Annotated in this window: 7 protein-coding genes; 5 read left to right on the forward strand and 2 right to left on the reverse strand. The window is 54.1% G+C overall.

Going from position 1 to position 12,137, the window contains the following annotated elements; genetic code table 11:
* Positions 1-322: 322 nt before the first annotated feature.
* The 3 genes from VFE46_01430 (at position 323) to VFE46_01440 (ending at position 6,399) form a co-directional block, all read left to right on the forward strand.
* Complete coding sequence (locus VFE46_01430) at positions 323-1,207, forward strand: hypothetical protein (protein ID HZZ26640.1); 885 nt, start codon at positions 323-325, stop codon at positions 1,205-1,207.
* Positions 1,208-1,493: 286 nt separating this feature from the next.
* A complete protein-coding gene (locus VFE46_01435) occupies positions 1,494-5,273 on the forward strand; it encodes a dockerin type I domain-containing protein (GenBank protein HZZ26641.1) in 3,780 nt (1,259 codons plus the stop codon).
* 178 nt (positions 5,274-5,451) lie between these two features.
* Positions 5,452-6,399 (forward strand): S1/P1 nuclease, encoded by a 948-nt coding sequence (locus tag VFE46_01440; GenBank protein HZZ26642.1) that lies wholly within the window; start codon positions 5,452-5,454, stop codon positions 6,397-6,399.
* A 10-nt stretch (positions 6,400-6,409) separates the two neighbouring features.
* On the opposite strand, the gene VFE46_01445 is transcribed toward VFE46_01440, so the two are convergent.
* Both VFE46_01445 and VFE46_01450 read right to left on the reverse strand, forming a co-directional pair.
* Positions 6,410-7,495, reverse strand: coding sequence for an ABC transporter permease (locus VFE46_01445; GenBank protein ID HZZ26643.1), 1,086 nt, complete (start codon positions 7,493-7,495; stop codon positions 6,410-6,412).
* 27 nt (positions 7,496-7,522) lie between these two features.
* Positions 7,523-8,482 (reverse strand): ABC transporter ATP-binding protein, encoded by a 960-nt coding sequence (locus tag VFE46_01450; protein ID HZZ26644.1) that lies wholly within the window; start codon positions 8,480-8,482, stop codon positions 7,523-7,525.
* Between the two features lie 685 nt (positions 8,483-9,167).
* Between VFE46_01450 and VFE46_01455 the strand changes: the two genes are divergently transcribed.
* The gene (locus VFE46_01455; GenBank protein HZZ26645.1) at positions 9,168-9,869 is read left to right on the forward strand and encodes a CPBP family intramembrane glutamic endopeptidase; all 702 of its coding nucleotides are present in this window, start codon (positions 9,168-9,170) and stop codon (positions 9,867-9,869) included.
* 55 nt (positions 9,870-9,924) lie between these two features.
* Positions 9,925-11,766, forward strand: coding sequence for an ABC transporter permease subunit (locus tag VFE46_01460; GenBank protein ID HZZ26646.1), 1,842 nt, complete (start codon positions 9,925-9,927; stop codon positions 11,764-11,766).
* Positions 11,767-12,137: the final 371 nt, after the last annotated feature.

A 12,137-nucleotide genomic window follows, 5' to 3' on the forward strand; every position in this document is an offset into this window, starting at 1 on the left:
GCGCCGTGTAGGATTAGAGTGGCTGCACCGCTTGGCAAGCGAACCTCGGCGACTGGCCAAGCGATACTTGCGCGATGCTTGGATATTTCCACAATTGGTGTGGCGCGAATGGGCCAGCGGCCGAATGCTGTCAGAGTAGGCTGCACGAAAATCGATCAAATAGCTAAATTCGATCAACTCACCATCGATTTATTGGTCAAGATGGTCTTTGGGATTCGGTGGTTTCTCGCTAGAATTCCGCCCTTCAAAAACAGCTGGCTACCCAAGTTGGGGGCCAGCGTGCCGGCGCTTAAATGCTACGACTTGCATGGAGGATGTCGTTGTGAATAGCCATTGCATATCGCGAGGACAACAGCGGATTTTGCTCGCGACTTTTACGGCGTTTGCGATCATTGCGTGGTATGGCCCCAAGGCGGCTGTCGCGGTTGATGGTTTTGCAGGAGGCGCTTTAGGTACTCCGTGGGTTGTAATCCCTGGTGGCATCGCCGATACGGCAGGAAAAGTCGCTTATGTTTCCAGCATGAACGACGGAATTGAATCAATTGATTTGGAGAGCGGTCAACCGATTTGGGAATGTAAAGAAGCGCTACATCCGCTGGCCCTAGACGGAGATCAATTGATTGCCCAAGCGCCGCGCGGTCAAGGGAAAATTAACACGATGGATATTGTCGTGTTAGATGCACCCAGTGGAAAGATTATTAAACATACGCAGCCTATCATTCTGCCTGATTGGGTGGCCGTGGATGGCGGCATTGGGCTGTCGTTTGGCTCGGTGGCTGCGCTCGACGGACATGAAATGGTTCTCAGTTGGCGGGCAGAAAGACAGTTTGCCAAAGGAGTAACGTTTGCCAATGGTACGCCTCCGACACAGGAAGCAATTGCCGCGGCTCGGAAAATTGAATCAGGTAAAGCGCGAGTAGATATTGAAAGCGGCACTGCGACTGTCGCCGTGGACCGCACTCCCCAAGCCGTGAAGCTGCCGCGGCCTTTATCCTATTACGATGTCGGCGACAAGCGCATTAGTCTCGTCGAAAGTCCTGAAAATGTAGCCGGCGGTATCCGCATTGTGCACTGCTTGCTGGATGCCAGAAACATGCAAACCGGCCGTCCGCTGTGGAAGCACGAGATTGCCGGTGAGATCGTTTTGCCCGACGTTCCCCCGACCGCCCAAAGAGCACAGGGTAGCGACCAACAACCGCGGCGGTAAGGTTACGACTGCCAAATTAGGCGAGTCTTTGCGATTCCGAGAGAGATCGCTCTGCCTGTAATTCTACGCATCTATTGATTGTCGCGGGATACTCTTCATTATCCGCACGACGGGCAGAGTAAGGCTTTTGCCGTCGGTTATTTCCACGGCAGTTTTTTAAAAAGATTCTGAATTAGTTGCTTGTCGAGCACATTTTCCAGTTGTAGGATGCGGACCTGTTTTTAGCTGATGTTTTGGGCAACAGGTTCGTGAGTCGATTCGACACCATGCATCTCACTACGTTCAGATGGTCGCTGATGTGGGCGTAGAAATTGCAACTTCATTGCTTTGGGGGCATTCTGTGAATAGCTGGGCGCGTTTGAAGTGTGTAAATACTTTATTCGGTCGTTATGGTCAAAACTGCAGGCGCAGCGCTAAACATCGGTTATATACACATGTGGAAGCACTTGAATCGCGCGCACTTTTGGCTGCTGGCGATGTGCTTATGGGCCACGGCACATTAGGAAGTACGGGCTCAGATATTAATGAAACGGTTTTGACCCCTGCGAACGTTGCATCGACAATGGCTGCGAGTCAAATCACGACCAATTTCGGGAGACTGTTCGATACGACGTTAGACGGACAGGTTTATGCCCAGCCACTCGCTGTGGCTAATGTGAACATCACGCGTGGTAGTTCATTAGGTGTGCATAATGTGCTTTTTGTCGCCACACAAAACGACAGTTTATATGCCATTGACGCCAGCAGCGGCGTTATTCTATGGCAAGATAGTTTTCTGCAGATTGTCGATCCGCGTGTGACCATAATTGGTAGCCCAGTTCCAACCTTGGATGTATCGACAATTCCGGCTGGTGCGGTAGGTCCCAACGGCAGCAGCGAAAATGCACTAGTTAGCACGACGGATATTGGTCCGGAATTGGGAATTTTAGCAACTCCGGCGATTGATCCGGCCACGAATATTCTTTACCTCGATGCCAACACGCAGGAGTTGCGCAATGGTTCGACACCAACCAACAATGTGGCTGGGGCCGACTGGCATTTTGTGCAACGTCTGTGGGCGGTGAAACTTTCTGATGGGTCGGTCGCGATTTCCCCAAGTAATATTGCGGTAGAACCTTTCTCGGGCGGCGAGGTGATTGGTGATACCATCCTTAATCCGCGCATCTCTGGAAACAATCCAGTTTTCACTGCCTATAACGTCTCAGTTTCATCACTGACGCAAAGCGGCGGTGTGGCGACGGCGACCATCAACAGTTCAACCGGCACTGGCGGGATGCGCGTGGGAGATTGGATCAGTATTTCTGGAGCATCCGTCTCAGGTTACAACGGTAGCTTTCAGATTGCTTCCATTCCGTCTACCACCACTTTGAAATTCAACGTATCCAGCAGCTTGCCAAGCTCAGCGGGTGGCTCGGTCCGCTTGATTGGCGCTGCCGATTACAAATATGTGGCCGGACCGTACGTGAAAGGAACGGGAAACAATAGCGATACTTTTAACGGCCTCGGAAAAGTGGCAACGACGAGTAATGCAGACAGCTGGCAAACCAATTTAGCCGACAGCACATCGGTTTTTGCTGGGACAACACCGTCGGCCGCTGGTGACATCGCGTTCAATGCTTTGCTGCAGATGAACCGTGTAGCCACCACGCTGATCAACGGCGAAATTTATTTGGGCTTTGATTCTCACGGTGATGAAGGACCGTATTATGGATGGATCTTGGGCTATAACGCAGCCACCCTAGCCAATAACGCGGCGTTTGTCAGTGTGCCGTCGTTTGACAATTTTGCGAACAGCTCCGGCGAAGAGCCAAGTTTTATTGCCCAAGCCGGATTTTGGAATGCTGGTTCAACAATTGCGACCGATGGAACGTATCTTTATGTTTTTGCAGGAAATGGCGTCTTCAATCCGACTGCTGCCAATTTCAACTCGACATATACTTCTACGGACAATGGCCACGTCGTGCAAATGCCTCTGGACGATGATTACGGTGACTCGCTGCTCAAATTGCAATTCGATCCTAATACCACGCAAAACAATGTCAGTTTGGCTACCGGAATCATTCATAGCCCCAATGGCACCTACAATCCCGACGGCGGATATAATGCTGATGGATATGGACTGAAGGTGATCGATTATTTCACGCCGTCAAATGTATTTGAGCTCAACAAGAACGATGAAGACATCGGTACCGGCGGTGTAATGCTGATCCCGTCCATTGGCGCTGGTTCGACGACAGCACCTAATGGCGATCCACTATTGGTAACCGCTGGCAAAGAAGGCCGGATTTATTTGATCGATGCCAACAACCTCGGCGGTTACAACACGCAGTATGTCGTCGATGGAAACGAATCGACCAATGCCGATCCCGCTCCTTACGATCGAGTATTAGGCGAATACTATTATTTCGAAGCCAACGGCAATCCAGGAACCTTGGCCAACAATCAAACGGATAAAGGGTACGACACCCCGTCGTACTTCGATGGTCAATTTTACGTCGGCTTGGGGGCAGGCTCCGTCGGGACGTTGCAATCGCCGCAACAAGGTTTTATTGCTGCGGATTTCTTCTTCACTTCGACGCCGCACACAGGTATTCAGCCCACGCCGATTTTTACATCTGCAAATGATTTTGGAGGCCGCGGCACCACTGCTAGTATTTCCTCAAACGGTCTGGCAAATGGAATCATCTGGAATACCGTCGTTCAGCAATCGGGAAGCGATGCGCTGGTCGCATACGATGTCTCAGCCACCGGCATAGTGAGCGAAATGTTCAATAGCAATTGGACAATTGTCCAACAAGGTTCAAATATCACCGACACTCTTACCGGTGGCGTAGATAATGCAACGGGAGTCAAATCCAGTATCCCCACCGTGTTTAATGGAATGGTGTACGTTGGTACCGGCGGTGGTTCAGGGATCACAGGCCATATGCAAGGCACGATTACGGGCTACGGATTGTTAAATCCCGTGCTTCATCAATCTACAAATTTAACGGGCACTGCAAATGGGAGCACTGTGCATTTAACCTGGACGCGAAATTCAAATGATACCGAATCCGAAACACAAATCGAACGGTCGTCGGACGGTGTAACCTGGACGGCACTTGCTGTGTTGCCAAATGCCGCGACAAGTTACACGGATACCTCAGTGACGAGCGGCACACAATATCATTATCGGGTCACAGAAATCTATGGCATCGATTCGTCCACCGTGAGCGACGCTGTGACCGTTACAGTAACCGTCGGCACCTATCCCAAAGGTGATTTTAATCTCGATCATTCGGTAAATGCCTCCGACCTTGTGGCCGGTATGCAAGCGCTGATTGGCCTTGCTACTTATCAAACAAACAATCATCTCTCGAATGCAGACCTTGAATATCTGGGCGATGTGAACGGCGATGGCAAAGTGAACAACATCGATATTCAGGCATTGATCAATTTGCTTATCAGTGGTGGTGGAAGCGAAAGTGGCGACAGTGCCGGTAAAGGCAGCGGTGGCCTGACTTCCGCTAGTATTCCAACAGAGCGTATAAATCCCGTTCCGCAGCCTGTCAGCTTGATAGCATCGCCCGTCGGCACAACAACCTCATCCCGTAATGGCGCAATCAATTCCCAGCCTATGGAAAGTACAAGTTTTCTGGAAGTCACAAATTCTTTCGTTGATCAGTCGACGATCTTCCCATCGATTTCTCCGAGCGTAGTATTAAAGGCATCGAATGATTCCACAACCGCCAAAGCAGGTGTGCGATTGACGTCCGCTGGCCCGCTGAACGGCAATTCCATTGCGGCGCAATCAAACACGCCAGCCAATGATTCCGACTTTGCTCTGCAATACGATCAAGTTCCATCGGGTGTTTATTTCCCAGAATTTTCGGAATCCGCGAATGTACCTTATTCGACCGTGCAAAAGACGCCCGCATTGGTTGACCAGTTCTTGAGCGACTGGTCAACGCGTCGCGTGCGGCGGCCAAATTTGAATGCGATTGCAGTCTCCAAATCATCTGAGTTGGAAACCCTCGACGACATGTTTCTCGATTTAGATTGTTGTTCTCCAGCAGGCAATCGGTAGGATTTCCTAGCCTTACGCTTCTACATCGTGGGGAAGAAATCTTAATCGGCGGCATCTGGCTCATGCAGTCAGCTTTGGTCATACTAAAAGGGTACCGGCAATTGGCCATCGCAGTTGTGTGCAGAGTCACTCCCACAACGCGATCGCAGTTGTGTTTTGGGGCAAGAGAAGGTCGCCGATGAAACGTGCTGGTTCGCTGGGTTTGGCGCTGTTGGTTGCGTTGCTCGCCGCCACGGTTGCATATGCCTGGAACTTTAGCGGGCACATGACGACTGGCGCCATTGCTTACAATGTTCTTTCGCAGAGCGATCCACAGGCGCTCGCCGCTGCCATTGCCTTGCTCAAGCAGCATCCGCATTATGAAATTCGCTGGGCCAGACAATTGGAGAAAGTCGATCCCGCCGATCGCGACCAAGCGCTGTTCATGTTGGCGTGCCGCTGGCCTGATGACATTCGTGGAAATCCCGATTACAACCATCCAGAGTGGCATTACATCGACTACGCGTACAAGCCTCCCGGCCAGCCCGATTCGGTGCAAACCGCCGAGGTGAAAGATCCCAACATCGAAACGGCGTTTCGCAGCAATGTTGATATTTTGAAAGGCGACGTACCGGCTCCCGAAAAAGCGGTAGCTTTGTGCTGGGTCATGCATCTGATTGGCGATTGCCACATGCCGCTGCACGCCACGAGTTTGTACAGCACGGAGTATCCCGACGGTGACCAAGGGGGCAACAAGCAATTCATCCGCGCCAAACCCGACGGCCGGCCGGTAAAGTTGCACTTCTTTTGGGATGGCCTGGTAAGCGGCTCGGAAGATACACGCGACATCCGCAAGTTGGCCATTGAGTTGCAAGATCAGCATCCGAAAGCGGAGCTTGACCCCAAGGAGGAAGATGTCTCGACGGCCGATTTCGCCAATTGGATTCAAGATAGCCTGGCGCTGGCCAAATCGAAGGTATATTTGGACGGTCGGCTGGCAAGCAGCCCCGATCGAAATTCCGCTCCCGTTTTGCCGGACGATTACATTCAGCAAGCCAAGAAGCTCGCCGACGTCCGCGTCACGTTGGCTGGCTATCGAATGGCAGATGTTGTGGCCAAGTTGTTTCACGATCATTCTGCTCCCTAATCGTTCTTCCTCACTGCCAGCGAAACAACCGCAACGCCAGCGCGAAGCTGATAATCGCCCAAGCGGCCATAATTCCGATCTCCGCCGCCTGCGACCACAGCGTGGCTCCTTCCAGCATTACCGCCCGCAGCGAGTTAATGAGCGGCGTCAACGGCAGGGCTTTAATGAATGGTTGCATTGCGTCGGGAAACCGATCCGAGGAGAAAAAAATTCCCGACAAGATCCACATCGGAATTTGCACCAGGTTCATCAGGCCAAAAATGGCGTCTTGCGTTTTCACGCGACTGGCCAGCAGCAGCCCAATGCCGAAGAACATGATGGAACCCAGTACAATCAAAAACGCCACGGCCAAGGCGCTCCCAAGGATGGGTACATCAAATGCGTAGCGGGCGAAGATCAATAAAATCAATGCCTGGGCCACGCTAAAAATAAACCGGCTGGACATCACCGAAACCAAAAATTGCCAGCGTTTCATTGGCGTGGCCAGAAAGCGCTTCAGCAGTTTTCGGATCCGCATTTCCACGGTTACAAATCCGACGCCCCACATGCCGCCCCCCAATAAATTCACGCCCAACAGACCGGGCACCAGAAAATCGATATATCGCCCGCCCGGCTCGTCCACCGCCACCGAGTTAATGGTCGCCACGTCGCGCCGGCCGCCGGCGCGCTGCAACTGATCGTCCACCGCATTGCGGGCCAGCACGCTTTCGGGCCGGGTGGGATCGAAGCGGTATTCATAGTGTGCGGCAGATTGATCGCTGGGTTGATCGGCCGTCACCACGATGTCGGTTTTTCCGGCTCGCAGGCGGAGTTGAGCCTGGTCGGACGACACAATTTCTGTTTTGAACTTTTGCGTGCTGTTCTCAGCGGAAAGCGCTTTCTGCGTCGCCACGGCCAGAGGATTTTCTACAATGTCGACCACCACTTGCGTCGCCGGCTTATTTCGGAAAGCGATGCCCAGGGCGATCGTCACGATAATGGGAAATCCGTAGGTCCAAATCCACGCTTCCGGCTCGCGCGAAAACTCGCGCATCCGGCAGCCAATCAATTGGGCCAGCGGCCAGTAACGTCGAGTGTTGTCCGAGGAGGAGTTCATAGTTCAATGTTGAATTGCAAAGTCTGATTAAGCCGCAAGCGTTTCATCTGCTTCCGATAAGTGCCGTCCCGCGAGTTTCACAAATACGTCTTCCAAACTGGCGTGGCGCGTGGTTAGCCCGGTGAGTTCGCGTTTCGTCGAATCCAACCGGGCCAGCAGCGCCGGCAGGGCCACGTGGGGCTCGCTGACGGAAAGGCAAATTCGACCTTGCTCCAACCGCACGTCGCTCACGGCGGGCAAGTCGGCGTAGGAATGCCGTACATCGGCCGAAGTTTGTTCGGCGCCGTCGATCGTAAATTCAATGACGTGTTCACCGCCCAGGCTGAGGATCAGCTCGCGGGGCGTGCCCAGAGCAATCACGCGGCCATGATCGACAATCGCTACCCGATCGCACAGCCGCTCCGCTTCGTCCATGTAATGCGTGGTGAGCAGCACGCTCCGTCCGGCCTGGCGAAACCCGCGAATGATGTCCCACAATTGCCGGCGCGATTGTGGATCGAGCCCCGTCGTCGGTTCATCGAGAAACAGCAATTCCGGATCGCCCACCAAGGCGCAGGCCACTGCCAATCGCTGCCGTTGCCCGCCCGATAAATCGCGTACCCAAGCGTTTTCTTTTTCCTCCAACGAAACATGGCTCATTGCTTGTCGCGGGTCAATTCCCCGCCGATAAAAGCTGCGAAACAACGTGAGCGTTTCGCGCACCGAAAGTTTTTCCGAAAGCCGCGTTTCCTGGAGCGAAATGCCAATCCGCTGGCGTATTTCATCGTCATCCTGCCCCCAGCGATAACCCAGCACTTCCACTTCGCCGGAAGTGGCATCGAGCAACCCTTCCAGAATTTCGATGGTCGTTGTCTTGCCGGCCCCGTTAGGCCCCAGCAGGCCGAAACACTCTCCTTGCTCCACCGCCAAATCGAGCCCACGCACGGCATCCACCGGCGGCTTCCCGCTGTAGCGCTTCGTCAGTTGTTGGCAATGAATGGCGAGCATGGTGGGTGGTGAATGGGTGAGCAGGTGATGGGGTGAAATGATGAAAAAGTGATTGGTCAAATCTTGGTTGAGTCCGACAAGTTTAGCGGCACAGGTATCGCGCAGCGAGGGGACGAATTTTGCGGAACAGGAATTCGTACGAGATTTTTATTTTCGAGACAAAACTCCGAGATTCTGTCACCTGTCTTGCCGCTGCTCGTGGGCGCACACCCCAAAATCGCCGAGCATGGGGGCCGCCCCTGCAATCGATCAGCGCGTGTTGGTGAGACAGAAGGCAATGAATTTAAGTTCGCGAACATGTATTTTCTCACGATTACTGACGGCTTGTGTTGATCGCTGCGGGCGAGTAAATCTCGAGTTGAAACGGCGCTACGCGCTCCGAGATTTGCATAGCATACCAAATGAGTGGCCTAAAAAGTGCCGAAAATTTTTCCGTCGGCGAACTTTGTAGGCTTGATTGATCTGGCGTGGATATTCGTCTAGCTCATCGCCGGTCGATGAGTGCCCCTCAATCTAAAAACAGAACATGGTACAATGGCCAATGCTTCGTGTCTGCCGCCGCCGGGCTGTACCAATCCACCTTTTTTCACTCGCCGTTATCCGTCTGCGATGCTGCAAGTTGTGCGACAACACGGCAGCCTTGCAACCTTTGACCGCCGAATCAGCCTACGCGGAGTTTGCCCCCATGTCATCTCCGTTACCAATGGATGCTGGTCACGATATCTCCGCGCAGCAGCCGGTGAAAGAGTGGATCTTTTGGGGACTAATTGCGCTGACCGCTTTGTATTACTTCGCGGAGTTGCAGGCCGTCTCGCTTCCCGATTATTTTCCAATTCTCCAAATCCGCAGATCGCAATGGGGTTGGTCTTACAAAGCTTGCGGCATATTTTTTTCATGTCTGTTGTTGGTTTGCTTCCCTTGGCTGCGGCAAAATGTGGGACTGCGCTGGCGGCAAGCGCCGGGGTCATGGCGGCTGTCGCTGGGCATCTTCTGCATGTGGCTGGCGATCGGCATCCTGGGCGGTTTTTACATCGCTGCCGAAAAGTTTTCGCTCGATAAGCTCCTGTTTCAAGCCACCATGCCGTCGATGGAAGAAGAGCTGACGTTTCGCGGCATCATGTTGGCTTTGCTGGAAAGAGCGTTCGGGCATTCGCCGATGAGTTGCCGGTTACGCTATGGCGGGGCTGCATTCATCACTTCCTTGCTATTTTGGCACGACGTTGCCATCCAGCATGGGAATCTGATTGTTCCTTTGGCTCGTGTCGACACAATGATTTTTGCCTCGCTGGTGGCGTTGGTTCGCACCCGGTCGGGCAGCCTGTTGTGGCCGATGCTGATTCATTCGGCGGGCAATGTGGCCTTGTCCGCAGTCCCCATGCTGCGATAGGGTTTCAAGCCCGCCGTGGTACAATCGCAAAATAGATATGAAATGAAGGATTAACGTGCTCATTGGTCCCGTTTTCACTCGCGAATTGATTACCGCGCCGCGGCGGGTGCGGTTTTATGCCGCGCCGGCGGTGTATGTGGCGGGCCTATTGGTGCTGACGTGCACGGCCTGGTTGCTGTTGTTGGGAATGCAGCAGGTGCGGAACGTGGGCGATATGGCCCGCTTTGGCATGGCGCTGTTTCAGTTTTTAGCGCCGTTGCAATTGGTGTTGGCGATTTTTTTCTCGGCGCTGGTTTCGGCCAGTGCCGTGGCGCAGGAAAAAGATCGCCGCACGCTGGAATTGCTGTTGCTGACGAACTTGTCGAATTCGGAGCTCGTGCTCGGCAAATTGCTGGCCAGCCTGCTCAGCATCTTGATGTTGTTGGCGGCGAGCGTGCCGTTTTTTATGTTCACCGCGCTATTTGGCGGCGTGTCGTTTGAGCAGATGGGCCGAGTGTTCGTGGTGACATTGGTTAGCGCGCTGGCGGCCGGCAGCGTGGGCTCGATGATAGCGCTGTGGCGTGAAAAAACATTCCAAACGTTGGCGCTTACGGCCTTGCTGCTGGCGATTTTAGCCGGCTGGGAAGTCGTAGCGGCCAGCGGCGCGCTGCATGGCCAGTGGCTGGGCGCGCCGGTGGCTCAATGGACCTCCGGTCTAAGCCCGGGCCAAGCGCTGCTGGCGGCCGCCAAACCGCAAATTGCCACAGGCAATTCGCTGCCGTGGTTTGGATCTGCATATCGGTTGTTTTTGGTGGTGGGCGTACTATTTATTATTGCCGTGAATTTATTTGCGATGATGCGGGTGCGGGTGTGGAATCCCTCGCGGGAAGCGCGACCGCAGTTGGAGGATGGGGATGAATTCCGGGCCGCAACCAGCGATTTGCCTCCGACCGGCCAGGTTGTCGCAGCGCCTTCCGTGGCAGCGCCTTCAGTGGCAGTGCCTTCAGTGGCAGTGCCTTCAGTGGCAGCGCGTTCGGTTCATGCCGCGGCAGGAACAGCACGGCGGGTGTGGGATAACCCGGTGTTGTGGCGGGAAGTGTGCACCTGGGCCTACGGCCGCAAGGTGATTTTCGTGCGGCTGGTGTATTTGGCCTTGTTCGCGGCCACGGCCTGGGGAGTGCAAGCATCAGTGCACGCATCGCCGGCAGCAGCCGCTAATTTACCGTTGGTGCTGTTGCCGCTTTTGGTGTTGAGCCTGGTGCTGGTGAATGCGCTCGCGGTCACGTCGATTACTACGGAGCGCGATTTGGGCGCGCTCGATTTACTGCTGGTTACCGACATTACGCCCTCGGAATTCATTTGGGGAAAGCTGGGGGGCGTGTTCTACGTGGCCAAAGAAATTGTGTTGTTGCCGCTGGCACTGTGCATTTATGTGTGGTGGACCGGCGCGCTGGCGCTGGAACCGCTGTTGTATTTGCTGGCCGGGCTGGTGCTGATGTACGTGTTCGTGGCGACGCTGGGCGTTCATTCCGGCCTGGCTTACGCCAATAGCCGCAGCGCGGTGGCGGTCAGCCTGGGGACCGTGTTTTTCCTGTTCATCGGCGTGGCAACGTGCATGCGAATTATGGTTTCGTTCAGCGGCTCTTACGAACTGCAACTGGCGCCGTTTTTGGCGTTTATGATTGGCGGCAGCGCCGGACTGTTTGTGGCGCTGGGGGCGCGGAATCCGTCGCAAGCCATTGGCCTGGCATCCTTCTTGTTGCCGATGCTCACGTTCGTGGCGATTACCGCCTTTTTGCAGGGAGAAACCCTGGGAGTGTTTTTGATCGTGGCCTTCACCTACGGCCTGACCACGGCGGCAATGCTGGTGCCGGCGATTTCCGAGTTCGACATAGCGACCGGAAGAACAACGGAGTGAAGTGGTGGTCGTCTGGTGGCTGGTAGCCTGGTGTCTGGTGTCTGGTGGTCTGGTGGTCTGGCAATAGCCGGATGCTCACAGCATCCGGAGAACCACCACTGAATTGACCACCTGTTAGATGCGCCTCGGGAAGGCGTGGCCTTCCGGCTATTTTGTAAATGCTATGCAACGATAAAAGGCGTACGAGTGCGCAGGCACCAGACACTAGGCACCAGACACCGAACACCAGACACTAGAGCGCTCTTCATCTAGCTCTAGCGCCATGCCGGCAAATTAGTTAAGCTACGCAGCAACTTGAACAAGGAGGTTGCTGTGGCACCGTATTCGAGGGAGTTTCGTCGAGACGTACTTGCCGCCTGTGATACGGGTGA

This window comes from Pirellulales bacterium, from assembly GCA_035656635.1.
Classification (GTDB): domain Bacteria; phylum Planctomycetota; class Planctomycetia; order Pirellulales; family JADZDJ01; genus DATJYL01.